Raw genomic sequence first — 25,219 nt, forward strand, 5'->3', positions numbered from 1 at the left:
CACGCGAGTCCCGCCCGTAACCGCTGCCGGACCAGGGCGCGGACGGGCGTTGCGGCACGCTCGTTGCTGAACTATAAAGGCTCACCCACAACCGGAGAACCGTCATGCCAGAGCAGAAAACCTTGAAGCGTGCCGCGGCCGATAAACGCGCGGGCAAATCAGCGAGTACCCAAGCGGGAGAGTTCATCAAGGAACAGGTGGACAAGGTCCGCGCCGGCAAGCACGGCGTGCGCTCGCCGAAGCAGGCGATCGCGATCGGGCTGTCCGAGGCGCGGCGCGCCGGCGTCGACGTAAAGCCGCCGAAGAAGGGCGCGACGAGCGAGGCGACCCGCAAGAAAGCGCAGAAGGATAGTGCGGCGGGCAAGCACGCGGGCGCTGCAAAGAAGAGCGCGAGCAAGGAGTCCAGTGCTAAACGCTCGCGTGTGTCGGAAAGCGTGCTCAAGCGTGAGAGCAAGGCTGGGGCGTCGTCGGCGGCGATGTCGAAGCAGGCGAAGTCGGCTGCAGCTAAGCGGCCTGCTGCGAGCCGCTCCGCCGCAGCCAAGAAGGCCGCGGCGACCAAAGGCGCGGCTGGACGCTCCGCTGCCGCGAAAAAGGCCGCGCAAACGCGGGCGTCGCGCGCGCATCACTGAGCCTTGCGGCTCGCAAAGCGGCGGCAATGGAAAAGAGCGGCGGCACGCATGCGCGTGCCGCCGCTCTTTCGTTGTCACCCGCTGGCGGGCTTGCCCGCCTCCTTACTGCACCGTCGCCAGCACTTCGCCAACCGTGCGGAAGAGCCGCGCAATCTGCTCTTCGTCGATGATCAGCGGCGGCGAGAATGCAAGGATGTCGCCGGTGAAGCGGATCAGCACGCCCGCCTCGAAGCATTTGACGAAAGCCTCGTAGGCGCGCGCGCCCGGCGCGCCGTCGCGCGATTCGAGCTCGATGCCCGCGACGAGGCCGAGATTGCGCACGTCCTTCACATGCTTTGCGCCGCGCAGCCCATGCGCGGCGGTTTCGAACGCCGGTGCGAGGCTCGCCGCGCGCTCGAACAGCTGGTCGCGGCGGTACAGATCGAGCGTCGCGATCGCGGCAGCGGCCGCCGCCGGATGCGCCGAGTACGTGTAACCGTGGAACAGCTCGATCGCGCCCGGCGCGCCGCTGCCGACCACCGTGTCATGGATCGTCCGGCTGGCCGCGACCGCGCCCATCGGAATCGACGCGTTGTTGATCGCCTTCGCCATCGTGATCAGGTCCGGGGTGACGCCGAAGTGTTCGCTCGCGGTCGCCTTGCCGAGACGGCCAAAACCGGTGATCACCTCGTCGAAGATCAGCAGGATGCCGTGCTTCGTGCAGATCTCGCGCAGCTTCTGCAGATAGCCTTGCGGCGGAATCAGCACGCCGGTCGAGCCGGCCACCGGTTCGACGATCACCGCGGCGATCGTCGAAGCGTCGTGCAGCGCGACGATGCGCTCCAATTCCTCGGCCAGATGCGCGCCCCATGCCGGCTGGCCCTTCGAGAACGCGTTGTGTTCGAGGTTGTGCGTGTGCGGCAGATGATCGACCGCCGGCAGCAGCGCGCCCGAAAACGTCTTGCGATTCGGCGCGATGCCGCCGACCGAAATGCCGCCGAAGCCGACGCCGTGATAGCCGCGCTCGCGGCCGATCAGACGCGTGCGCTGAGCTTCGCCGCGCGCGCGATGGTAGGCGAGCGCGATCTTCAGCGCGGTGTCGACCGATTCGGAGCCCGAGTTCGTGAAGAAGATACGGTCGAGCCCTTCCGGCATCAGCTCGGCAACCTTCGCCGCCGCTTCGAACGCGAGCGGGTGGCCCATCTGGAAGGTCGGCGCGAAGTCGAGCGTCGACAGCTGCTGCGTGATCGCGGCGACGATTTCATCGCGGCTATGACCGGCGTTCACGCACCACAGTCCCGCGCAGCCGTCGAGAATCTCGCGTCCGTCGGTGCTCCGGTAGTACATGCCCTTTGCCGATTCCAGCAGGCGCGGCGCGGCCTTGAACTGGCGGTTGGCGGTGAAGGGCATCCAGAAGGACGACAGATCGTCGATGACGGGGCGCGAAGTCATGGCATCTCCTCGAAGTGGGGGTCGGTTGGGGCTTTGAGCGTAGCCAAACTGTAGTCCTCGCGGTTTAATGGCGGCATAAACAGTTGACGAAGTGTGGTGCCAACTGTGCTGGCGGATTGGCGCGAACTGTCCCGGTAGGCGGGCGGTCCGCGGTTGGTCTTTTTGCCCCTGGTTTTTCGCCCAAAACATGATCGAACTGGACCTTCAACGCGACCGGCGTGCGGCGCCGACGCTCGTCGAACAGGTTGTGCAAGGCTTCGCGCGCGCGATCGACGCGCAATCGCTGCGCGCCGGCGCATTGCTGCCGTCGGTGCGGCAGCTTGCGCAAAGCCACGCGCTGAGCACCTTCACGGTGACCGAGGCGTACAACCGGCTCGTGTCGATGGGGCTGGTGGTCGCGCGGCGTGGCTCCGGCTATCGGGTGGCGGCGCGCTCGCCGTCCGCGCGCGCGGCCGTCGCTGATTGGACGCCGCCGAGCCTGACCGCGACGTGGCTGCTGTCCGACGTGTTCGCCGATCACTCGGTGCCGATCAAGGCGGGCTGCGGCTGGCTGCCGAGCGAATGGACCAACGAGAGCGGCCTGCAGCACTCGCTGCGCGCGCTGAGCCGGGTGCCAGCCGCGCGTCTCGGCGACTACGGCCATCCGTACGGCTTTGCGCCGCTGCGCGAGCGCATTGCCGAACAACTCGACCGACGCGGGCTGCCGGTCGACGTCGCGAACGTGCTGCTCACGCAGGGCGCGACGCAAGGACTCGATCTGATCGTGCGAACGCTGCTGCGCGCGGGCGATGCGGTGATCGTCGAGGACCCCGGCTACTGCAACCTGCTGCAGATCCTGAAGCTCGCCGGGCTAGTCGTGCATGGCGTGCCGCGCACGCCGGCCGGCGTCGATACGGAGGTGCTCGAAACGCTGGTCGCGCGGCACAAGCCGAAGGCCATCTTCATCAACACCACGCTGCAGAATCCGACCGGCGCGACCTTCGGCATGTCGGCCGCGTTCCGCTTGCTGCAGATCGCCGAGCGCGAGCGCATCTGGGTGATCGAGGACGACGTGAGCCGCGAACTCGCGCCGGCCGGCGCGCCGCTGCTGGCGGCGATGGAAGGCTTGCAGCGCGTGTTGCACGTCGGCGGCTTTTCGAAGACGGTGACGCCGTCGCTGCGCTGCGGCTATGTGGTGGCCGAGCAGGCGGTGCTGCGCGAACTCGCGCGAACAAAGATGGCGGTGGGGCTGACGTCGTCGGAAACGATCGAGCGGATCGTCGACAAGGTGCTGGTGGAAGGGCGTTACGCGCGCCACGTCGAGACGGTCAACGAACGGCTCAAGCTCGCGCACGTGGCGCTCGAAGAGCGGCTCGACGCGCTCGGGCTCGAGGTGTTTCACCGGCCGCGCGCGGGGCTCTTCATGCTGGCGCGCCTGCCGATCGAGGCGGAGCGCGCCGCCGAGGTCGCGACCGCCGCGCTCGCGCACGGCATCTGGCTCGCGCCGGGCTCCTATTTCCGTCCCGACGACGCGCCGAGCGCGTGGTTCCGCTTCAACGCGCCGTATTCGACCGACGACGCGTTGTGGCGCTTCATCGAGCGAGTCGGGCAGGGAGCGTGGTAGACGCGGCGGCGCCTCGGACGCTCAGCCGCCGTGCCCGAACAGCTTCAGCGCGATCGGATACAGCGACCCCACGAGCAGCAGCGCCATCGCGACGTTGAAGATGCGCAGCCGCTTCGGGTTCGACAGGACCTCGCGCATCGCGGTGCCGAAACCGGCCCACACGCAGATGCACGGAAAGCCGATCACATAGAACACCGCGGCCATTGCAATGGCGTTCATGCCGAAGCTGTTGCTCAGATGAATCGTCGTCGCGGCGGTCAGCACCATCATCCACGCCTTCGGATTGACCCATTGGAACGCGATTGCTTCATGAAAACGCATCGGGCGCCGCTCGCCGTTTCTGAGCTTCAGCTCGCCCGACGTGCCGATCTTCCACGCCAGATACAGCAGATAAGCGACGCTGACGACTTCGAGCACCGTGTACAGCACGGGAAAGTGCACGAACGCTTCGCCGAGGCCGACGCCGACCGACAACATCAACAGCGCCACGCCGACGCTGATGCCGGACAGATGCGGCAGCGTGCGGCGAAAGCCGAAATTGACGCCCGAAGCGAGCAGCATCGTGTTGTTCGGACCGGGCGTGATCGAGGTGACGAGCGCGAACAGAACGCCGGCGGGCAGCGCGCTGAGAGTGACGAAAGACATGAGGGATGGGCTCCGGTGTCGCCAACAGAAAACGGTGAAGGTCATTCTAGCGAGCGCCCCGGTACAGTACCTGTACGGTTTTGAAAATGGTCTCCAGTACGGATCTATGATGACTTGATGAGCAGGGAAACGCCGTCGCACGGCGTAAAACGACACTAATAATTAGATCGCCGCCGCTATTAGTGAGATTTCCGACACCATAGATGAGATTGGATGTGGAAAAGGCGCCTCTGGTTAGCTGTCGTTCGTCGGCGCTCCTTTGGGAAAGATCGGTGAGCAGCCGTAAGCGGACATATCAGCGTCCACACATGAACGACAGCAGTGGCCGAACGGAGCAGTCACGAGCATAGGCAGGTCGGTCACCGACAGGCGTCCGTGGTGGGGTAATGCAGATGCTTTCCTTCGTTTTTCAGCCACGGGTTGAGCTTCGTCTGGAAAACTCCCCTCCACGAACGCCCGCGTCTGCGTCAGATCCGTGCGCGCATAGGCGGCCGTCGTCTGCACCGACGCATGACCGAGCAGCGTCTGCGCCACCGGCAACGGCACCGCGTGATCCACCACCAGGGCGCGAGCATAGCCATGCCGTAACCAGTGCGTCGACGCGGCGCGCAGTAGTGTAAGCGTCTCCAGGTCGCGGGGCGTCACCCTCGTTTCGGCGGCGAGCAGGCCGGCCTTGACCTCGTCGTACAGGCCGCTGTGTCCGAGCGCGTCACGCTTCTCGCTGTGGATCAGGGCGACCCGTTCAAAGGGCGACGGGCAGGCCGGCGAGGCGCGCGCGAGCCGGTAGGCGCGCAGTGCCGGCACGCACACCGAGGGCAGCGGCACCGACCGGCGCTTCCCGCCTTTGCCCTGCACGTGCAGGGTCCACTGGTCCTGCGAATCCACCTCGAGCCGGGGCAGGCCGTCCGCTTCCGACCACACCAGTTCCGCCAGCCGCACGCCGGCATAGCGGTACAGCGACCCGCGCGCGTGAGCCACGCGCGGCCGGCGGCATCGGGCGCGAGCACCGCGAGCCAGCGCGCCGGACTGGAAGGACCGGGTGCGTCCGGATCGGCGAGGGCAGTGACGGCTGTATCCGCAGCGGCCGTGGCGGACACCGTGGGCGTGGCCGCGTCGTCCGGCGCGAACCGGAACCGCCGGTGCTGTCTGAGCAGCCGCAGCAGCACGGTGTGAGGCGTCGGTGCGGTATCGCCTGCGGCGACCCGGAGCCGCCCGCGCTCCCAGTACTCGACCGCGGCATCGTGATCAAGCAGCAGCGCGAACACGAGGGGGTGATCGCGTTTCGCGTCGGCCAGTGACGGACATCCGCGCTTGAGTAACGCGAGTGTCCAGCGCGTGTAGACCGGGTGGCCCAGGGCGTCGGCGACATAGGCGAGCGCCGCGTCAATGGTGTCGGGCAGACGCTGCGGGGGCGCGCTGGCCATGTCGAGCCAGCCGGAAAAGCCTGGCAGGCCGGGTGGGCGGTTCATTTCGGGCGGCGCCGTCTGGTGGTCGCCGGCGTCGGCGACGTGCTGGCCGGTTTGCGGTGGGGCGATGACCCGGCAGCGTGGGCGCGACCGTCGACGGTGGCCAGCAGCGCACGCTGTTCCGCGACCACCGTGGTCAGCGCCGCGACGTCCGCGGCTGCGCGCAGGCGCGCGTCGCGTTCCGCCGCAAGGTCGCCGAGCAGGCGATCCCGCAGCGCTTCGAGCGCCGCCACGCGCTCCTGCTTTTCGGCAACCTGTCCCGTCAGCCGTTCACGCTCGTTCTGCAGCGCGTGGCGCCGGTGCTCCGTCTCCTGCAGCAGCTGTCGGGACAGCCCTTCATAGCGGGTGTGCACCGCGGCGAATTCCCTGGCATGCGCCTCCTTCATTTCAGTGAGCGCGAGCCGGGCCGCGTCCAGTTGCCCCTGCAGGTCAGCGGCGGCCGTCCGGTACGCGTCCGTCCGCTCGGTCAGGCTGCGGCAGTTGGCCCGCAGCGTCGCCCACGTGGTCTCGCGGGCAACTTTCATGCAACAAAAGACGCACCGACCCGTGCAGTTTGAGATCACGGAGCAAACGCGGCAGAGCGTGGCGGCCTGGATCGCTGCTCAACGACTGAAGCCGGCTGACTATCTTTTTCCAAGTCGCCTACATGCGTCGCCGCACTTGTCGACGCGTCAGTACGCCCGCATCGTTCATCGCTGGGTCGCATCAATCGGACTCGATGACGCAGCGTACGGGACACATACGATGCGCCGCACGAAGGCTTCGCTGACCTATCGACGCACCAAAAATCTTCGTGCAGTTCAGTTGTTGTTGGGCCATACGAAGCTCGAGAGTACCGTGCGGTACCTCGGGATTGAAGTCGACGATGCCCTTGAGATGGCAGAGCAAACTGAAGTCTGATTGCCCTGAGGCCGGTGAGCGGACGCTTGCCGGCCAGGAGCCGCCGGTCGAGGTCGTCGTCCAGTTTGGCTGGACGAGGTCTCATTCGCCCTCGCTCAATGGCCGGTCTCCGGCGAGCAAATTGCGGAGGGCACTGCCTTAACCCGCCCCCCAAGGGGCGACCAACTTTTTCGATAGCGGTCATTCAATTTCATTGCAAAGTTGCGCCGTCCGTTGGTCGCATCCCCGTTGCTTTCGCTTGGTAGCTAGGGTCTACCACAAATTGCCTCGAGCCCTCTACTTCAATGACCAACCCGATAGACGCGACCACTTTGCACGCCTTCCACGCTGCGTCTATAGGCCATTGCCACACGTGTTGCCGGCACGCTTTCGTAGGCGGGAAAGAACGGACCAAACCGGTCCATAGATTCCGTCAGCACTGTCGGGCTAACGGCATTTATGCGGATGCCCCGTGGAAAATCGCACGCAGCAGCACGCACGAATCCTTCAATCCCAGCATTCGACGCTGCGGCGTTGGAACCTTGCGCAATCGGATCATCGACCGCGATGCCGGAGGTCAGCGTGATCGACCCGCCATTGGACAGGTAATGCTGACCAACCAGCGCGACGCGCACCTGACTTAGCAGCTTGTCCTGCAAGCCTTTGTGAAAGTCGGCCGCTGTCATCTTTTCGATGGGAGCCAGAATGACATTGCCCGCGGCAGCGATGATGGCGTCGACTTGTCCGATCTTCTTGAACAGCGCACCCACGCTGTCATCACTGGTGATGTCAACGTGATGGTCACCGTGGGTGCGCCCGACACGGATGATTTCGTGTTTACCGCTGCGCGCAAGTTCATCTGCCACGGAACGACCTACGTCTCCACCGGCGCCGATTACGACGATCTTCATAAAACACTCCTTTTCGAGTTCGGGTTGAATCATCAACATTCTTAACCAAACCATTGAGGTGATAAATGTGCTCTAATTTCCAACACTACTAACCCATAGTTAGCAATATGGACAAACTGCGCGCGATGGAAACCTTCGTTGCCGTCGTGGAGGGAGGCAACTTCACCGAGGCGGCACAACGGCTGCAAATATCGGCCGTAATGGTCGGCAAGTATGTGCGTGAACTTGAAGAGCGTCTCGGCGCGCGCTTGCTGGAGCGCACCACACGACGGCAGAACTTGACTGATGCTGGTCGCGTTTTCTATGAAGACGCCAAGCGTGCGCTTGAACACGTGCGTACGGCTGAGACATCGATCGAACGGTTACGCGCGTCGCCATCCGGCACATTGCGGATAAGTGCTCCGATCACCTTTGGCTCCTGTGTCATCGCTCCTCTAGCCGCGACTTTCCAGCAGATCTATCCGCGCGTGCGCATTGAACTGGAATTGAGCAATCGCGTCGTCGACCTTATTGACGAGAGTTTTGATCTGGCCATCCGAATTGGTGAACTAGGCGACACCGACCTGATAGCAAAACCGTTGACCAGCTACCGCATGGTGATCTGTGCGTCTCCGAGCTACCTCGCCCGACATGGCCGTCCAGAGACGCCGCAGGACCTGAGCGAACATCACTGCCTGTCTCACACGGTGTGGAATGGCCGCAACGGCTGGAAACTGAGGGGTGGGGATGGGCCACAGTCTTCGAAGGATCCGGTTTTCACATGCAACGATGGCAACGGTCTACGTATAGCTGCCATCGCCGGTGCAGGATTGTTGCTGCAGCCCGAGGTTCTGGTGGCACACGATCTGGCGAGCGGGGCATTGGTGCCGGTGATGCAGACGTACTTGCCCGACCCGCACCCTATCCACGTCGTGTATCGACACGACCGGCGACCGCTGCCAAAGCTCACCCGCTTTGTTGCGCATTTGCTCGAGCATGTGGCAGAGCGAGAACCATCCTAGCGTGCTTCTTTCGGGGTTAGGGCACCATCCGGGTGATTTTGTGATCTGAGTGTCGACGTCTATCATCGCGGCTCCAGTATCCAACCGGCGTCGGCACTCACAGTTCGCTGAGCGGCAGCGGACGTGCAAACATCATTCTGGCTTGGCTGCTTGCGGCCCGCGAGTGGTTCATATGAATCCACATTCGGCTTCAAACCCGAAGTGATACATGGATGAAGATGACGTTATAACTTACAGCGGAACGGCGATTGTCATCGATCCCTGGCTCTACCCCGAACGTCTCATAGGGGCCGATTAGGTGAAGTCGAAACGCCGGACATCGAGCAGGCCATCGCTGATGGTGACGACGCCGGGAGCGACGAGGGCGATGAGGACAGTGAGTTCGAAGAACGGGACACGGCGAGGGCGAACGAAGCGCGTCTGAAACAGCTCACGAGCGACAGCCTCGCTATATTTGCCCGAGTGCGCGAACTGTTCGAGCAGATTTCCGGTTCCTGTGCTGCGCAGGGTAAGGGGCGCGTGACCCACGCTCACCTGTGCGAAGCGATCCAGCGCGAGCTGGCACCCATTCGCTTTACGGCGCGAACCATCGACCGGCTATGTACCGACGTGCAACAGCAGGTCGCACAGGTGCGTGCGGTCGAGCGGCATATCCTGCAAATTGCCGTTGACCGGTGCGGCATGCCGCGCGAGAAATTCGTCGCGTCGTTTCCTGGACAAGAAACTGATCTCACGTGGACTGAAAACACGGCGGCGGCGTCGCGCGCGTACGGCGACGCGCTCGAACGTAGTCTGCCGGCAATTCAGGCCGAACAGCAGAAGCTTCTCGATATCGAAGCGAAGGTCGGCCTGTCGTTGCAGCAGCTGAAGAAAATCAACCGGCAGGTGATGGCGGCTGAGTCAAAGATGCGGCAAGCAAAGCGCGAGATGATCGAGGCCAACCTGCGGCTCGTGATCTCCATTGCGAAAAAATACGTGAACCGGGGCATGCACTTTCTGGATCTCATCCAGGAAGGAAATATCGGCCTGATGAAAGCCGTCGACAAATTCGAATATCGACGCGGCTGGAAGTTTTCAACCTACGCAACATGGTGGGTGCGGCAGGCAGTGACGCGTTCGCTTGCGGATCAGGCCCGCACGATCCGGGTGCCGGTGCACATGATCGAGTCGATCAACAAGCTGAACCGGATTTCCCGCGAGATCCTGCAGCAGACCGGACGCGAGGCTCATCCTGCCGCGTTGGCGCAGCGCATGGAACTGCCGGAAGAGAAGGTTCGCGGCATGTTGAAGGTCGCGAGGCAACCCGTATCGCTCGAGACGCCAGTGGGTGAGGATGCCGACGCGACACTTGGCGATATGATCGAAGACCCGATGGCGGCATCGCCCGCAGATGCGGCCGTGCAGGCGAACCTGCGCGTCGCAATCGATGAGGCGCTCGATGCATTGTCGCCGCGTGAAGCGAAGGTGTTGCGGATGCGTTTCGGGATCGATACATCGACTGACTATACGCTCGAGGAGCTGGGCAAACAGTTCGACCTGACGCGCGAACGCATCCGGCAGATCGAAAGCAAGGCAATGCGAAAGCTGATGCACCCGAGTCGCGCCGCCAGGCTTCGGCCATTTCTCGACCATTAACGCGTAGACTCGCGCATAAGCGGGTTGCGCTGTTTCAGGGACGGCAGGCGCTCCCGATCGTCGACCGCATAAGCCGTTGTGGAGCGCACCGGGCCCGGACGGCTCAATGCGCTGCACGCCTCATCGGACAGCGGATCGTCGTACGCTACCGCCGACTCACAGCAGGACTGCCTGCTGCAGAAGTTCCAGAGCCTTCAATTCGTCCAATCGGCCCCGTGCGTGCCTTACCTGCCAGCGTCTTGATCAACGCTTCCGCGATTGGCGCGATACCGACAAGGTTGTCCAGGCTGGTGACGGAAGCGGGGAGCGACACGGGGTTTTGCTGCGGGATTGCAGCGGCTGGAAGCAATTCAGCGGTGGGCGGTGTGACCACCGGCAGCTTGCCATCACTGCCTTCAGAGGAGCGACCGGCGGCCTCGGCGGAGGCACCGCTTATGTGATATTGCTGGCTGACGACGATTGCCTCTGTCGCTTCTCCGACATCCGCTGAAGCAGGCGAGGCGCTTTCTGGCTCAACCGGGACGCCCGTCCGCGCGCGCCGCGTGTGCACCTTCGAATTTGCGGGTCTTCCTGACGCATCGTCGTTCGCGGTGGCCGCAATCGGCTCATGTTGATCCGCGGACGCACGTCCGCGCGAAGCAGGAGTGAGCAGCCGTGACACCGACTCGGGAATCTCCGCTTCCGAGCGCGGCGAGTCCAACCAGCCAGTCGGCAAACCAAGTCGCTCCGTGAAACGGTTCGCCTCGACATCGTCCATGCGCTTCTTGCCATATACCCGTTGGAGGTCGTCCACATGATGCCGGAGGCGTCGACAATGGACGCTGCCGGCGGGGTTGTCGTGCCGTTAGGTGAGGTGGATACGCTGGCGTTTGCCTTGGCCGCACTGCTGTTGCTGCGAGGCGCAGTGGCGTCGCTGTTGCTCCCGCCACCGCACGCAACCAGTACATAGCTGCTTGCAGCTGCCGTCAGGCAGCCGAGAAATCGTCGTCGATTGATCACAGAAATAATCCGCAGCCGGAAGACCCGGCCAAATTCAGTTGGTAAGCGCTCGAGTCACACGGGTCTGACGTGCGCCAGAAAGTGGTTGCACCTTTTAATTCGGTATGCTTATCAAACCGCTGCAATACGATCGGACGACGGCTCCCAGGCGTTCATCAAGGCGCCGCGTTTTCTATCGAACTGCTTGTCGGAGGGATTTCGATTACCGGAGCGATCCTCACTTGATCTGCCTTTGCGCAGCCAGCGAGCGAATTCGCAAAAAGGGAATAAGCGATAGTGATTCGGTAGTAATTACCTTTTCGAGCCTCTCGTCAGGTAAGAGATACTACTGGATGTCGGCAGGAAGTGGGCCGGAGGTTAGAGCACGGCGGAAAATAGGCTTATTCTTGCGATTAAAAGGCGCCCGCAGGTTACTTTTTTCGCGGTCTGCGAATCGGAAGCGACGAACGTCCAGACGGTGGTGGACGATGAGCACTTTTCCACGGGGTATCTTTCCAATGATCTCGGGGAGCGTTCAGGGCCGGAAAGTGACCTTGCCCCTGTTTCACGAATCCCATAGCTGAAGTGTGTTGGCTGGAACTCGATCTGGCAGGTAGTCTGGGCCGATAGAGAAGACGCGATCAATGGGAATGAGTTTCTCCCTGGCGAGTTGTAGTGAATCGAGAAAGTTGCGCATCGGGGCCTTGCCGTAACACCATCGTCCCTGATGTTCACGTTCATTGTTGTACTGGTCGACCGCCGCCCCATTGACGGATGTTCGCTAGGCTGACCGCGCACCCGGGGCGCGTCTTGCTCCGGGACTTCTAGGGAAAACTTCGGTACTTTCCTGTTCACGGCTCCATTCTCTCGAGAGCTGGAGTCTGCACGGAATCCGCGGCAGTTGCACTTGTTCTCGGACGCCGCGGAGTGGCCCCGATCGACAGCGACGGGCTCCGCAGCAGCTGCTCGAACTCGATTCGCCCTCGTCAAATATCACGACGATAGGTTTGTCTCGGCAAACCCTCGGCGAATCATATTGGCAATTAGTTCAGCGCAACTTTCTGCCTCGACCACGAGAACGGCATCGAGCCCGTTCGGTGCGTTCTTCGTCGAATCAAACGTGAACTTCGTCCATTCCATCGGCGTGGTCTGTCTGTGAACGATAATGCGGTGGAAGTTCGGCACGTTGTAATTCGTTCCCGCGGGGTTCAACACGTAGGGATCAAACGAGCACGGGGTAGCCTCAGTGAACGGAGTCGATGCGTCATAGACTTGCGTAGCGGGCTTGGCGTTTTCGTGAAGGTGGTCATGCGGGACATGACTGTCCAGGTTAAATGAATAGAAGAGCCTACCCTGACCGCTAGCCTGTTGAATGAAATGAACGCGTCCCGCCCACGCGTCGGTTCAGAAGACGTCGTTACTGCGAAACCAATAGCAACAACGTTCGGGGCACAAAATCTACGGGTGTACCGGCGCCTCGAGGAACCAAAATGACCTGTACGATGGTGGGTTTGTATATCGCGAAGAATGTGTTTCAGGTGCATTACATCGACGAAGAGACAGGCGAGATCGCGAATAAGCCGATCAGACGCGCGAGATTTTTGGAGCACTTTGCGAACCGTGCCCAATGCATGATCGGGATGGAGGCGTGTAGCGGAGCGCATCACTGGGCGAGACAGTTTACGAAGATGGGCCATCAGGGAAAGCTGATACCGGCGGTCTTCGTGAACGCGTTCAATATACGTAACAAGAATGACGCAGCTGACGCACGAGCGATCTGGCTGGCTGCACAGCAGCCCAGCAAGTCGATCGCAGTGAAGACCGAAATGCAGCAGGCAATGCTGGCTCTGCACCGGATGCGGGACCAGCTAGTGAAATTCCGCACGATGCAAATCAACAGTCTGCGGGGACTGCTCACCGAATATGGTGAAGTGATGGGCAAAGGCCGGGTGGCATTGGATAAGGCGATACCGGACGTGCTGGCAAGTGTTGCCGAGCGTCTCCCAGCAGCGCTAATCGATACGCTACGTGAGCAGTGGAATGGGCTCAGAAAAACTGGATGAGCAGGTCGCGGCAATCGAGCGACGGATGCGCGCATGGGTCAAGGAAGACCGAGCTGTAAAAGCGATCAGTGATATAGACCTATCATGACGATGCACTCCCGTCGATCGATGTCTTCCAGGATAGCCAAAATCTCGCTTCTTGGGCGGGTTTTTCAACAGAATCAACCCGAATGCGACGTTCGCTGTTGCGTTTCAACTGCCACTTACACTACTTACATATGGAAAGTGGCGCTTCACTCGGCTTCTGCGTTAAATTGGCTTCGACCTGTTTTGCATATGTTCGGGCCGCGCCAGGACGGTCAGATTTCATCTGACCTGCGTGTAAAACCGCCGTGGTGTTGGCAGGATCTCACAGGATTCCTCGGCCTGTTTTGCCATCGGCAGTGCTGCATACGTCGCACACCTATCCAGGACAAACCCGCACCATTCGATCGTTATATGTGGGGGCGCGCACCGAGACCACCAAATATCTGTCGACTCAGCGGGGCTTTGCCTCTATTACTTGGGTAGTCCGACTGCGAGGGCATCGTCGCAGGCAACCCGTCGATCTGGAAAATCTCCACCCTCGCTTTGGGGTGCGATACGGCATCGCCCGCGCTATTTCCGCCTATCCCGACTTCAGCAGAACGCTGTCCGACAATCTTTGCAAACTTGCGTCAGAACTATGACTATGAGCTTAAGGGTCAAAAATCTCGCATCGGCGGCACTTCAAAGCGGTTTCGACGACAAGGAGCCAGCCACCGCGAATCGTACGAGCATTTCCGCGTTGGCACCTTCTGTCACTGTCGTGATGGCCAACTTCAATGGAGAGAACTGGATCGGAGAGGCGATCAGGTCGGTCCAGAGACAAAGCCTCGCGGATTGGGAACTGATCGTTGTTGATGATGCGTCAACCGACGCCAGCACTGAGATTGTCCGCGCCGCTGCTGCTAATGACCCACGTATCGTTCTCCTCACATCTTCTTCCAACGCGGGACCCTCGGTCGCGCGCAACCGTGCGCTGGCATGTGCGCGAGGACGCTGGATCACGATCCTCGACAGTGATGATGTGTTTGCGGACGGACGCCTTCAGTCGATGCTCGCAAGGGCCGAATCGGACGGCGCGGGCATTGTAGCGGACGACTTGCTCATCATGAGCGAAAGCGGCTCGCTGACCGGGTATTCGCTGCTTGGCCTGCGGACCGCGAGGACCGTCGATGCCGTTGCGCTTGTCAAAGCGCCGCAACTCGGCTATTTGCAGCCCATGATCAGAACCGAACTGCTGTCCGAGCTTCGGTATGACGAGCGGGTTCGCTCCGCCGAAGACTTCGATCTTTTGTTGCGCGTGTTGGTCAGGCACGAAGCGGAAATGGTCGTCTATCCGGCTATGGGTTACCACTATCGCAGACGTGATGATTCGCTTTCCACAGACAAGTCAGCGGATCGACGGGCGCTTCGAGGCATGCTCGAAGCAAACGCGCGTTTCCGCGCATCGCACGCGCTGTCGGGAAGGTTAGCCCACGCGTGTGCGCATCGACAGCGAACCCTCGAAACCCAGCTTCGCTGGGTCGATGTCACCGAGGCAGTTCGTGAAAGGCGTTTCGCACAAGCCTTTCGGCACACAATGCATCACCCTTGGGTCCTCAGTTGCGCCGCGCGATTCCTTGCGAAGCATTTTCACTTTCTCGTACTCAGAAACAAACGCCGCGCCGTGACTTTGGGACTTTGAGCTGAGACGCGACGGATGCCGGCACGTCCGCAACGGATGGTGCGGGCCGTTTGGGGCGCGGGCGATGCCTGCGATTTTCCAGAACAGCGTGGCTCGAGGCGGCCGCTCAGGGGCGGCATTTGATCAGATGCATGCGTGCAAAATTTACCGCAACTTCAGCATGGCCACGTCCCATTTGAATCGCGTCGACGCGTGTGTGATACGGACACGATCGAGTTCGTCGAAGGCCGCCTTCAACCTGTTCCACGTCCGTATTCCGTCGTCGTGATACCAGATACTGACGATCAATAGCCCACCGGGCGCGAGACACCGCGCGAGTCGACGAATCTGTTCCTCCGGTTCTTCCAGGTAATAAAGCATCTCGTTGAAGACGATAACGTCGAATATCTGCGAAGGCTCAAAGGTAGCGGCATCGGCGACGGCGAATTCCGCTCCATCGATATTCGCCTGGCGGGCCTGCTCAATGGCGACTTCGGAAAGATCGATGCCGAAATAGCTAGAAATCGAGGCGCCCGAAAGCCAACTTGCAAGAACGCCAGCGCCGCATCCAACGTCGAGCACTCGCGCGGCGGGTTTCAGGTGCTTGCAATACCCGGCGATCACGCTATAGCGGGCAATCTCCGGCGTCGTCCCCAGATAATCCCAGGTGCCCGAGCCGTACGCCTGATTCCACGTCGCATCCGAGATTGAGACGCTGTGAGCCGGCAGTATCCTGGCCCTGATCGCTGGGGGGACAAACCTTTTAACAGGCCACTTTATGGCTTTACCGAGGAATCCGTACACTCCTCTTCTATCTGTCGGATTAAGCATGGTCGGCTCTCATGTCAAACCAACTGACGCTACGTGGCTTCTTCAGGCCAGCACCCGATATCCCCGCGCGACTTTAGGTGCGCGGCAGAATCGTCATTAAGCCTGTGCTGTAACGGACTGTCTGTCGCGATTGCTCGGATTGGCCAGCAAGCGTTCGAAGACGTTGCTGGTGATACGGTCGACGACAGAATGACTTTCGGCGTGCGGATCCATGAGGACGCGAGCCCAATCTGTCGTGCCTGCGTTGAAGACGATGCCCGGCTGAACTCCTCTTCCAGCCGCCCGCTGCAGCACGCCAAATACGCCGCGTCCGCCGACGTCCCATCCATTCAGCGCGCTTGTCATGCCAAGCACGTGGAAACCATTGGGGTCCGGCGGCAAGCCGTCTACTTCGTAGCCCACCAGACGATCTTCGGCACCAAAAATGTCTCCGTTGTTCAACTCCGTACCGGCGAGCGCCCAGTGACTCGCGTCCTCGACCCGGAATCCGGTTGCTGGGCGCTCGCGCCGGATCCAGCCACCACGCAGTAGACGCCATTCTCCCCACCAGCCGCCGCCATAACCATAACTGAGCCCGATCAGGTCGCTTTCGTCGTGACCGGGCCAATTTTCCGCGAGGCGAGTCACGCGCAGATCGGGAGCATCAGGGCTGCCGCGCGAAAATTCGATTGGCCGATAGCAGGTGTTTCCACTAAAGATCGCATAGTGTCCGCCGTTCGCAATGAAGCCGGCCATCCTGTCACGCATGCGCCTGCTCCAGTATTCATGATGACCCACGCTAAGCACGCAGCGATACTGGGTTAGATCAAGCCGGTCACCATCATCGAGATCCAGGTCGGAGTAGAAGTCGCAAGCAATGTTCTTCGCCTGCAGCCAGCGCACGAACTTCGCGTCCCAGTGTGGGAACTGTTGGCGCGGGGACCGAGGTTCATAGGGGTCGGCAGGCTCGCCGAACTGCGCCCCGAAGCCGCCACCTGGTCTTAGCAGGGTCACGGTCTTGACAGGTTTCTTACGTCGAACGGGATCGTGATAAAAACCGCCGCCGCCGATCGAGTTGTACGCTTGATACGTCGCGACAGGCACGATGTAAGCGACCGACGCCGATGGTCGCGGAGGGCGCGCGACCAACATTGCCATACTTCTGCTGTCCGGCGGCAGCCCGTATAGAGGCTCATGCGCGGCGCAGTTGCGCCCCAGCGGGCGCACGGGCTCGCCGTTGGCGCGCACCTCGTAAGCCACCGCGACATACACCCCCGACGTCGCATCGGCTCGATCGAAGCGAAACCGGAAGCTCGGCCACCGCCACGCAGCGTCGCAACGCGTTGCGGTTCGTCCGCGCGGCGAAGTCAGCACCCATTGGCCACTCACGCTGTCGCAATCCATCGCGCCGCGGTCCTCTACAAGGATGCCGCAGTGGAACTCGAGCGCTTCTCCGATGCCTTGCCGGTAGATTGCAACAGAAAAGCGGCGCCCTGGCTCGACGGCGAGTTCGAAAATGCCGCCGGCATCGTAGGCGGGCGCGAGCGGATATAACCTCATCGATCACTTTCTCCGATCCTTGACGAAGCTGCACGTGGACGAGATGGCGGGTCATAGTGGCAACCATGTCCCGCACCGGGGCAATTTGACGCGGGGTTACTCTCTGCGACGTGAATGCTTTGGGCGCCCTTTGGGTCTGTTCGGAATTGGCAAAATGATACCTCCCGCGCTCCGCTTTCAATTACACGGTATGCGACATAAGATACGCGGTATGCGCCGAGTGACATCGAAATGCTTGATCACCGGGCTGTTCAACGAGTCGGACTATCCGACGCTTGCCAGCATGTCGGAGAAATTCGCCGTCAGGCTCGCGGTGTTGCTATTTCCTGACGCGTCGGGCTGCTCTCGGCCCGATGTTATGCGTTCGCCGTTCGCCCGGCGCCCACCTCCACACACCTAATTGCTGGGCAGCGAATGTCCGAACGGACACAAATTCCTTTTCAATGAGCCACGGCATCCGGGCTAAGTGCAATCTGTCTGAGCAGATTCAACAGCAGATCGGGAGCGGCACCTTTCTGGCCGTGCGCTGCCGTTCGACGACCGACAAAGCTGTCGTCCGCCCGGACCGGACATCACTGCAAGGTTAAGCTCGCCGTGAGCGTTACGAGGATATGGGGAAGGCTGCTTGCAATTGCGCTGCCGGTTCGGGCAGCCCGGCCACATAAACCCACGGAAAGATGCCACGCTCATGTTTGTCGCTGAACACCAGTTGCATGCCGTAAGCGGCCGGGCGAATCTCCAGAATGACGATATCGGGCGACACGTCGAGCGCCGTTCCATCGAGCCGTCGCCGCCGACATTCGGCGCAAGGGCACCCCATGCGCAGCGCGCGGGACGTAAGCCGTTGTGCCGGTCCCTCATCCCAATGCAGGGTTAGCGTCTCAGCGTCGAATTCGATCTGCCGCGGACTCTTCATGGTGTCACTGGCTCGAGCTGTTGCAGCGCAATTCTGGCCGCCTTTCGCACTTCGGGATCGCTGTCGCCCGACGCTTCGCGCAGTGCCGCCGCTGTCGATGGGTCGCGCAGTTCCCCGAGCGCGAGCGCCGCTTCCTTGCGCAGATTGCTGATCGCGTGCGCCAGCAGTGCTACGAGCGGCGGTGCCGCGGCACGGTCGCCCAACTGTCCCAACGCGCGCGCGGCACGCAGGCGCACCTGCCAGTAGTCGTCGTCGAGCGCGACGATCAACGCGTCGCGCGCCGATGCGACGCGCAGCTTGCCGAGTGTTGTCGCAGCCTCCTCACGGACTTGCCACACGGGATCACGCAGCGCTTGCAGCAACGCAAGCGGGGTGGCGCAATCGTCTCCCTGTGCAAAACCCAGCGCACCGATCGCCGCGCGGCGAATGTCGGCGCTGCTGTCGGATGCGGCGATACGGCCAAGCGGCGCGAGCGCGCGCGCATCCTTCAGCCATCCGAGCACGCCGACGGCTTCGATGCGCACACTGGGATCGTCGTCAGCAAGGGCTTGCAACGCAGGTGCGAACGCATTGGCGACACGGAGCTCGCGCAACGCGCGCAGTACCGCGGCCTTCACGAACGGTTCGGGTCGATCGAGCCATCCGCAGAGCACCGCGCCCGATGAGGCATCCTTCAGCTCCGACAGACTTAATGCTGCGGCCTGGCGCACCTCCCCATCGACGTCGGTCAGCGCATGACAAAGCGCTTCCACGATTTGCGGGTCTTCCCACGCGCCGAGCACGCGTGCGGCTTCACTGCGCACCGTGGCAGAATCGTCGTGTTTCAGCGCCGCGACAATGGGCTGCAGCGCGTCGGGGTCTTCCAGATCGGCAAGTTCGATCAGTGCAATGCGCCGGACCGCCGCATCGGCATCCGACAGGCGCGGCAAGAATGCAACGGCTTCCGGTGCAAGCGTTTCGGGATCGTAGGTCAACAAGTTCGGGGCGGACATGAACGGTCGAATAATGGAATCGCGCGGCGTCACTTGGCGTCGCGCAACAGTGAAAGGCATTGGCGCTTGATGTCGACGAACACTGGGTCGAGTGTCGTATCGTCCGACCGGGGTCGAGCAAGCGGCACCGGAATATCCGCGACCACGCGGGCGGGCCGCTTCGATAGCATCAGGATGCGATCCGCGAGAAACAGCGCTTCTTCGATATCGTGCGTGACGAAGACAACCGTCGTGCGTACCTTTGTCCAGATATCGAGCAGCAGCGTCTGCATCATGCGGCGCGTTTGCGCGTCGAGCGCGCCGAACGGCTCGTCCATCAGCAGCACGCGTGGCCGGTTGATCAGCACGCGCGCGATTTCGACGCGCTGCTGCATGCCGCCGGACAGTTGCGCGGGGTAGTGCGAGTCGAACCCGCCAAGTCCAACGAGTTCGAGCAGTTCTGCGGCTTGCCTGCGCCGCTCGTTCGCGCCGACGCCCTTCATCTTGAGGCCGAACGCGACGTTGTCGATCACGCGCTTCCATGGAAACAGCGTGTGTTGCTGAAAGACGAGACCGCGCTCGGGATGCGGGCGTTCGACCGCTTCGTCATCGACGGCGATCGTGCCTTGTGTCGCTGCGATATGCCCCGCGATCGCGGCAAGCAAGGTCGACTTGCCGCAACCGGAAGGACCGAGCACGCAGACGAACTGGCCGGGCGCGATGTCGACGTCGAGACCGTCGAGTGTTGCGATGCGCGCTTGCGGCGGTCCTACTTCGACAGAAAGCGCGCGCACGTTGACGCGGGCGGGCGCGTTCGCGATTTCGATAGCAACGCTGCTCATCGTTGCTTCTCCTGCAATCGGTACCACGGGGTGAGCGCAAAGCCCAGACGCATGACGAGCGCGCTACTGCCCATGCCGAGCGCTCCGATCAACGCCATCCCGACGACGATGTCGGGGTAGTTCTGCAACGTGTACGACTCCCACGTGAAATATCCGATGCCATACTGGCCCGCGATCATCTCCGCCGTCACCAGACAGAACCACGCGGTGCCCATGCCGATCGCAAGGCCCGTGAATATAGCCGGCGCAGCGCCTGGCAGCACCACTTCCTTATAAAGCGCGAGCGATTTTGTGCCGAGACTGCGGGCAGTCGCGACGAGCCTCGGATCGACGGCTTCCACGCCATGCACCGTGTTGAGCAGAATCGGAAACAACGCACCGATGAACGTGATGAACATCATGCTGAGTTCCGACGACGGAAACATCAGGATCGCAAGCGGTATCCACGCGACGGCTGGGATCGGGCGCAGCATTTCGAGCGCAGGCAGCGCCGTATCTTCGACCGCGCGATAACGGCCAATCGCGAGGCCCAAACCGACACCCACGACCGCCGCCGCGCAAAAACCCGCGAGCACGCGCCAGATGCTCGCGGCCAGATGCATCGGCAGCTTCGGCGAATGCAGCAGCGACCACAGCGCGGGCAGCGCATCGGTCGGCGCGGGCACGTTGGCAAACGTGATGAAGCCCGTCGATAGCCGGAAGTGCACGGCAAGCTGCCAGAGCGCGACGCATACCGCCAGCGATGTCACGCGCCGCGTGCGGCGCAGGGTCGTAAGCGCGAGGAAAGTAGGGCGCCGGCGCGTCGATTTGCGGTTGCCCTGAAGTTCGAAGGTGGCGGCCATAGTTTGTCCCGATGTTGCGCGACGATGGAATGCGCCTAGCGCGACGCGAGGGCTTGTGCAGCGCCCGATTGCGCCGCGGCGTAATCGACCACCGATCCTGACACCTGTTGCGCGTAACGGTCGGCGCCCGCTCTTAGCAGGAATGCGGTGATCGCGCCGTGCGAATCCATCACGTACCACGCCTGGTTTGCAAACAGCTTCAGGCCGCTTGCGTGGTCATGAACGAACACGGCGCGTGGCTTTGCGCCCGACTGTGCGATCTTGCCGAGCGCCGCGAATGCTTCTTCCGGCGACGCGTAATTGCGGACCTTCTCTTCGTTGTCCAGCCACACCTGGGCCACGTCGTTGAAATCGCGGATCGGTTTTCCTGTGACGGCGTCGTTGGCGATGAGCGGCTGCCTCGCATAGTTCTTCAGCGCAGCGTCGTAGTCGAGGCCGGATTCCTTGAACGCTTCGCGAATGTAGCGGTCATCGATGAACGTGTTCGCGTTCAGATCGACATCCGTTTTCTTCAAAAGCTTGAGCGTTTCTATTGCGGTTGCCGTCGCCTGGCGATATTCGGGCTTCCATGTGAGGTCGCGTGTCTGGATACCGAGCGGACCATGATAGAGATAGTCGACGGGCGCTTCGATACCCGTCGTCTTCTGGATCAGCAGGCTGTACTTCTCCGGGTCCTGCGCGATGAGCCGGTTGGCATCGATGGCGGCGCGCAGATACGCGACGACCACTTCGGGGTACTTCTGCGCATAGGCCGCATCGACCAGTGCGCCGTGATAGGTCGGTGCGTGGCTTTGCGCGCCGTCGTAGATCTTGCGCGCAAAGCCGCGATAGGGGAAAAGATCCGCGAACGGCACGAAGTCGGCGTGCGCGTCGATCTTTTTCGCCTTCAGCGCGCTGCCCGCAACCTCGGGCGCCTGCGTGATGATGTTCACGTCCGTGTCCGGGTTCCAGCCTTGCGCCTTGATCGCGCGCAATAGCATGCCATGCGATGTCGAGGCGAACGGCACGGAAATCGTTTTGCCCTTCAGGTCGGCGATGGAATGCAACGGCGAGCCTTCGGGCACGACGATGCCGTTGCCGCTTCCGTCGACGCTGCCCGACAGCACGGCGATGAAGATGCTCTTGCGGCCAGCCTTCTGGAACGCCGCGCCATTGAGCGCGCCGGGGAAGTCGGCCATCGCGCCGAAATCCAGCTTGCCGGCGACCATTTCGTTCGTCATGGGTGCGCCGGATGTGAAGTCTTTCCATTGCACGTCGTATGTCACGCCCTTGTACTTGCCCGCGTGCGGAAGATACTTGTCGAGCAGATGGAGTTCGCGAATCAATAGGCCGCCAGTCGCGCAGTTGATGGTCGTGTCCTGCGTGCCGATGGCGACGCGGATCGTTTCGGCCTCGACGGTGCCCGCGGCAAGGGCGAGCATGGCAGCGGCAAGGAAGCGGGGCAGGGCATGGCGGATGGTCATGAGGCGGCTCTTCGTTGGTCTCGGAAGGAACAGGCTGGATGCTCGCGGCGGCGCGCTAGCGCAGCAGATACGGAATATCGACTTTTACAGCGCCGGTCGGGCAGTCCTGCTCACACGGCATGCAGTACCAGCATTCGTCGAACTGCATGTAGGCCTTGCCTTTACTGATGTCGATCGCGAGCAGATCGAGCGGGCACACGTCGACGCAGACAGTGCAGCCCTTGTCGGCAATGCATCTGCTTTCGTCGATCGTGACGGGGGCCGAGCTTCGATGAAGAATGTCGTGCGGGGTATAAGACATCGCGGGCGCTCCTGTCAGGCGGTGACATCGGCGAGCGGCCGGGGTGCCGCGTGCGTGATGTCGTTGGCGTCGTGAATGCGCAGCTTGCTGTAGGAACCGCGTTGCTCGTCGTCGAGCGGCACGATGTACGGCTCCACGGCGCGCTTTTCGCTGACCATGCGGCCCGTTGCGTCCTTGCGCAGATGGGTATGGCAGAACCAATCGGTGTCGTTGCGCTGCGGATAGTCGACCCGATGGTGATACAGACCCCAGCGGCTTTCCGTACGGAACAGCGATGCACGTGCAGCCATCTCGGCGCAATCGCGGATCGCGCGTACTTCGGCGGCGCGCATCAGTTCGTGAGGATGCGACGCCTTGATCGCTGCGATGTCTTCGGCGATCTCGTCGAAGCGTTGCAGGCCGATTTCCATCTTGCGTGTCACCTTGGGCGGCTGCAGATAATCGTTGACCATGCGGCGCAGCTTGTATTCGACCTGTCCGGGCGCAAGGCCATGTTCGCGATCAAGAGGTGCGTAGACGCGCGCGCGCTCTGCGTCGATCTGCTCCTGATCGAGCGGCGCATGCTCGCGTCCCGCGACATACGCGGCCGCATTCTGTCCGGCGAACCAGCCGTAAGTGAAGGCGCCCAGCATGTAGTTATGGGGCACGGCGGCCATATCGCCAGCGGCATAGAGCCCGCGCACGGTGGTCTCTGCCCGCTCGTTCACGAACACGCCCGAAGCGCTGTGTCCGCTGCAAAAGCCGATCTCGGAGATATGCATCTCGATCATCTGTTGCCGGTAGTCGGTACCGCGTCCCGCATGAAAGCGCCCACGGCTCGGTCGCTCGTTCGTATGCAGGATCTGCTCGATGGTCTGGATCGTTTCCTCGGCGAGATGATCGAGCTTGAGAAACACCGGGCCATTACCGCTCTGGAGTTCCTGATAGAACTCCCACATCATCTGCCCGCTCCAGTAATCGCATTCGATGAAGCGTTCGCCCTTGCCGTTCGCCGTGAAGCCGCCGAGCGGTCCGGTCACGTACGCGCATGCGGGGCCGTTGTAGTCCTTGATCAGCGGATTGATCTGGAAGCATTCGAGGTTCGCGAGCGCGGCCCCGGCGTGATAGGCCATCGCGTAGCCATCGCCCGCGTTGGTCGGATTCTCGTACGTGCCCATCAGATAGCCGGATGCGGGCAAGCCGAGCCTTCCGGCTGCGCCACACGACAGGATCACGGCCTTGGCTCGTACCACGTAGAAGTCGGCTGTGCGGCAATCGAAGCCCAGTACGCCGTTTACGTTGCCCTGTGCGTCGGTGAGAAGACGCGTCGCAACGATGCGATTGGTGATCGCGATCCGTGCACGTTTCAACTGCCGGTACAGCACTTTCTTGATGTCGTGGCCCTCGGGCATCGGCAATACATATGAACCCATGTGATGCACTTTCTTCACGGCATAGTCGCCCGTGCCGTCCTTTTCGAACTTGACGCCCCAGCGGTCGAGTTCTTCGATGGTCTTGAAGCTGTGCTTCGCACACGCATAGACGGCGGACTGATCGACGATGCCGTCGTTGGCGATCGTGATTTCGCGCGTGTATTGCTCGGGTGTCGCGTGGCCCGGGATGACGGCGTTGTTCAGTCCATCCATGCCCATGGAAATCGCGCCGCTGCGTTTGACGTTGGCCTTTTCGAGCAGCAGCACCTTGAGGTGCGGGTCGCTTTCCTTAGCCTTGACGGCGGCCATCGGACCCGCTGTTCCGCCGCCAACCACGACGATGTCGTATTCGAGTACGTGTGTATTCATCATGCTTTCCTTGTGGCCTGGCTTGTTGCGCCATTGCCCTGCTTTTCACGGTCGATCCGGAAGCGGTACTGGAACGCATCACCGCGGAAGTACAGATGTTCATAATCGATAGGCGTACCGTTCGCGTCGTGCGTCAGGCGGTCGATGCGTAACGCCGGACTGCCTTCTTCCACCCGCAGCGCGTCGACCATCTCATCGTCGGCGAGAATTGCGTCGATCGCGATGTCGGCGTGGCCGAGCGGCACGCCGCAGTCGTTTTCCAGAATCAGGAAGATGTCGCGCGTGACGAGGTCGGCATTGGCGAGCCGTTGGCCGAGCGCTTCGGGAAGCCAAGTCAGCTCGAGCGAGATCGGCTCGCGATTGAGCAGACGCACGCGATGAATTTCGATGACGGGCGCGCCTTCTTCGATGCGAAGCCGGTCGGCCACTTGCCGATTCGCGCTGACGGTGCGGAAACTGCGCAACTGGTTGACGATTTCGTAGCCCATCGAAGACATGGCTTCGGCGAAACCCTGCAACGAGCTGATGTTCTGAAAGGCTTTCGGCTTCGATACGAACGTGCCTTTGCCATGCAACCTGAAGAGCAGGCCCTCTTTCTGCAGGTCGCCCAACGCCTGGCGCACGGTTATTCGGCTCACGCCGAACATCGCGCAGAGTTCGTGCTCGGAGGGCATCTGGCTGTGAGGCGCATAGGTGCCATCGAGGATGCGTGCGCGCAGGGTTTCCTTGATCTGCGCGTAGAGCGGCACCGATGTGACGGGGACAAGATTACCTGCGGCTTTCGACATGACTCAGCTTGTTATGA

21 protein-coding genes and 4 pseudogenes are annotated in these 25,219 nt (G+C 61.8%); 8 read left to right on the top strand and 17 right to left on the bottom strand.

Annotated elements, in window-relative coordinates; genetic code table 11:
* Positions 1-104: 104 nt before the first annotated feature.
* A complete protein-coding gene (locus AB3X89_RS22035) occupies positions 105-629 on the top strand; it encodes a DUF6496 domain-containing protein (RefSeq protein WP_368585151.1) in 525 nt (174 codons plus the stop codon).
* A 102-nt stretch (positions 630-731) separates the two neighbouring features.
* On the opposite strand, the gene AB3X89_RS22040 is transcribed toward AB3X89_RS22035, so the two are convergent.
* Entirely contained in the window at positions 732-2,060 is a 1,329-nt protein-coding gene (locus tag AB3X89_RS22040; protein ID WP_368585152.1) for an aspartate aminotransferase family protein, read from the bottom strand.
* Between the two features lie 187 nt (positions 2,061-2,247).
* Here AB3X89_RS22040 and AB3X89_RS22045 point away from each other — a divergent pair, with 187 nt between their 5' ends.
* Complete coding sequence (locus AB3X89_RS22045; RefSeq protein WP_368585153.1) at positions 2,248-3,663, top strand: PLP-dependent aminotransferase family protein; 1,416 nt, start codon at positions 2,248-2,250, stop codon at positions 3,661-3,663.
* Positions 3,664-3,684: 21 nt separating this feature from the next.
* Here the strand turns inward: AB3X89_RS22045 and AB3X89_RS22050 are convergent, their stop codons facing one another.
* The gene (locus AB3X89_RS22050) at positions 3,685-4,308 is read right to left on the bottom strand and encodes a LysE family translocator (protein WP_368585154.1); all 624 of its coding nucleotides are present in this window, start codon (positions 4,306-4,308) and stop codon (positions 3,685-3,687) included.
* 234 nt (positions 4,309-4,542) lie between these two features.
* Positions 4,543-5,286 carry a tyrosine-type recombinase/integrase gene (locus AB3X89_RS22055; protein WP_368585155.1) on the bottom strand — a complete coding sequence of 248 codons (744 nt, stop codon included), beginning with the start codon at positions 5,284-5,286 and terminating at the stop codon, positions 4,543-4,545.
* 161 nt (positions 5,287-5,447) lie between these two features.
* On the opposite strand from AB3X89_RS22055, the gene AB3X89_RS22060 reads away from it, so the two are divergent.
* A complete protein-coding gene (locus AB3X89_RS22060) occupies positions 5,448-5,606 on the top strand; it encodes a hypothetical protein (RefSeq protein ID WP_368585156.1) in 159 nt (52 codons plus the stop codon).
* Between the two features lie 167 nt (positions 5,607-5,773).
* On the opposite strand, the gene AB3X89_RS22065 is transcribed toward AB3X89_RS22060, so the two are convergent.
* A complete protein-coding gene (locus tag AB3X89_RS22065; protein ID WP_368585158.1) occupies positions 5,774-6,298 on the bottom strand; it encodes a hypothetical protein in 525 nt (174 codons plus the stop codon).
* On the opposite strand from AB3X89_RS22065, the pseudogene AB3X89_RS22070 reads away from it, so the two are divergent.
* Positions 6,270-6,674: pseudogene (locus tag AB3X89_RS22070) on the top strand (tyrosine-type recombinase/integrase); the annotation flags it as partial. The gene AB3X89_RS22065 and the pseudogene AB3X89_RS22070 sit on opposite strands and share 29 nt — an antisense overlap.
* 281 nt (positions 6,675-6,955) lie before the next feature.
* Here AB3X89_RS22070 and AB3X89_RS22075 read toward each other — a convergent pair.
* Positions 6,956-7,564, bottom strand: coding sequence for a short chain dehydrogenase (locus AB3X89_RS22075; protein ID WP_368585159.1), 609 nt, complete (start codon positions 7,562-7,564; stop codon positions 6,956-6,958).
* Positions 7,565-7,671: 107 nt separating this feature from the next.
* Here AB3X89_RS22075 and AB3X89_RS22080 point away from each other — a divergent pair, with 107 nt between their 5' ends.
* Both AB3X89_RS22080 and rpoD read left to right on the top strand, forming a co-directional pair.
* A complete protein-coding gene (locus AB3X89_RS22080) occupies positions 7,672-8,565 on the top strand; it encodes a LysR family transcriptional regulator (RefSeq protein WP_368585160.1) in 894 nt (297 codons plus the stop codon).
* Positions 8,566-8,886: 321 nt separating this feature from the next.
* Positions 8,887-10,200: pseudogene (gene rpoD / locus AB3X89_RS22085) on the top strand (RNA polymerase sigma factor RpoD); the annotation flags it as partial.
* A 145-nt stretch (positions 10,201-10,345) separates the two neighbouring features.
* On the opposite strand, the gene AB3X89_RS22090 reads toward rpoD, so the two are convergent.
* Both AB3X89_RS22090 and AB3X89_RS22095 read right to left on the bottom strand, forming a co-directional pair.
* Positions 10,346-10,957, bottom strand: a complete 612-nt coding sequence (locus AB3X89_RS22090) for a hypothetical protein (RefSeq protein WP_368585161.1) — start codon at positions 10,955-10,957, stop codon at positions 10,346-10,348.
* Between the two features lie 786 nt (positions 10,958-11,743).
* Positions 11,744-11,926: pseudogene (locus AB3X89_RS22095) on the bottom strand (hypothetical protein); the annotation flags it as partial.
* Positions 11,927-12,668: 742 nt separating this feature from the next.
* Between AB3X89_RS22095 and AB3X89_RS22100 the strand changes: the two are divergent.
* Both AB3X89_RS22100 and AB3X89_RS22105 read left to right on the top strand, forming a co-directional pair.
* A pseudogene (locus tag AB3X89_RS22100) lies at positions 12,669-13,317 on the top strand (IS110 family transposase); the annotation flags it as partial.
* Between the two features lie 594 nt (positions 13,318-13,911).
* Positions 13,912-14,949 carry a glycosyltransferase family 2 protein gene (locus tag AB3X89_RS22105; RefSeq protein ID WP_368585162.1) on the top strand — a complete coding sequence of 346 codons (1,038 nt, stop codon included), beginning with the start codon at positions 13,912-13,914 and terminating at the stop codon, positions 14,947-14,949.
* A 144-nt stretch (positions 14,950-15,093) separates the two neighbouring features.
* Here AB3X89_RS22105 and AB3X89_RS22110 read toward each other — a convergent pair whose 3' ends face one another.
* The 10 genes from AB3X89_RS22110 to AB3X89_RS22155 all read right to left on the bottom strand — a co-directional run bounded on the left by AB3X89_RS22110 (position 15,094) and on the right by AB3X89_RS22155 (position 25,202).
* The gene (locus tag AB3X89_RS22110) at positions 15,094-15,759 is read right to left on the bottom strand and encodes a trans-aconitate 2-methyltransferase (protein ID WP_368585163.1); all 666 of its coding nucleotides are present in this window, start codon (positions 15,757-15,759) and stop codon (positions 15,094-15,096) included.
* Between the two features lie 96 nt (positions 15,760-15,855).
* The gene (locus AB3X89_RS22115; RefSeq protein WP_368585164.1) at positions 15,856-17,298 is read right to left on the bottom strand and encodes a N,N-dimethylformamidase beta subunit family domain-containing protein; all 1,443 of its coding nucleotides are present in this window, start codon (positions 17,296-17,298) and stop codon (positions 15,856-15,858) included.
* 601 nt (positions 17,299-17,899) lie between these two features.
* A complete protein-coding gene (locus AB3X89_RS22120; protein ID WP_368585165.1) occupies positions 17,900-18,214 on the bottom strand; it encodes a DUF971 domain-containing protein in 315 nt (104 codons plus the stop codon).
* On the bottom strand, positions 18,211-19,206 hold the full coding sequence (locus AB3X89_RS22125; protein ID WP_368585166.1) for a HEAT repeat domain-containing protein: 996 nt from the start codon (positions 19,204-19,206) through the stop codon (positions 18,211-18,213). Before AB3X89_RS22125 ends, AB3X89_RS22120 begins: the two co-directional genes overlap by 4 nt.
* 29 nt (positions 19,207-19,235) lie before the next feature.
* The gene (locus tag AB3X89_RS22130; protein ID WP_368585167.1) at positions 19,236-20,027 is read right to left on the bottom strand and encodes an ABC transporter ATP-binding protein; all 792 of its coding nucleotides are present in this window, start codon (positions 20,025-20,027) and stop codon (positions 19,236-19,238) included.
* Positions 20,024-20,869, bottom strand: a complete 846-nt coding sequence (locus AB3X89_RS22135) for an ABC transporter permease (protein WP_368585168.1) — start codon at positions 20,867-20,869, stop codon at positions 20,024-20,026. Before AB3X89_RS22135 ends, AB3X89_RS22130 begins: the two co-directional genes overlap by 4 nt.
* A gap of 35 nt (positions 20,870-20,904) precedes the next feature.
* Positions 20,905-22,332 carry an ABC transporter substrate-binding protein gene (locus AB3X89_RS22140; RefSeq protein WP_368585169.1) on the bottom strand — a complete coding sequence of 476 codons (1,428 nt, stop codon included), beginning with the start codon at positions 22,330-22,332 and terminating at the stop codon, positions 20,905-20,907.
* Positions 22,333-22,387: 55 nt separating this feature from the next.
* Positions 22,388-22,633 (bottom strand): ferredoxin family protein, encoded by a 246-nt coding sequence (locus AB3X89_RS22145; RefSeq protein ID WP_018433236.1) that lies wholly within the window; start codon positions 22,631-22,633, stop codon positions 22,388-22,390.
* A gap of 14 nt (positions 22,634-22,647) precedes the next feature.
* The gene (locus AB3X89_RS22150; RefSeq protein ID WP_368585170.1) at positions 22,648-24,414 is read right to left on the bottom strand and encodes a fumarate reductase/succinate dehydrogenase flavoprotein subunit; all 1,767 of its coding nucleotides are present in this window, start codon (positions 24,412-24,414) and stop codon (positions 22,648-22,650) included.
* Positions 24,414-25,202, bottom strand: coding sequence for a GntR family transcriptional regulator (locus AB3X89_RS22155; RefSeq protein WP_368585171.1), 789 nt, complete (start codon positions 25,200-25,202; stop codon positions 24,414-24,416). Before AB3X89_RS22155 ends, AB3X89_RS22150 begins: the two co-directional genes overlap by 1 nt.
* Between the last annotated feature and the right edge of the window lie 17 nt (positions 25,203-25,219).

Source organism: Paraburkholderia sp. BR14320, assembly GCF_040948665.1.
Classification (GTDB): domain Bacteria; phylum Pseudomonadota; class Gammaproteobacteria; order Burkholderiales; family Burkholderiaceae; genus Paraburkholderia; species Paraburkholderia youngii.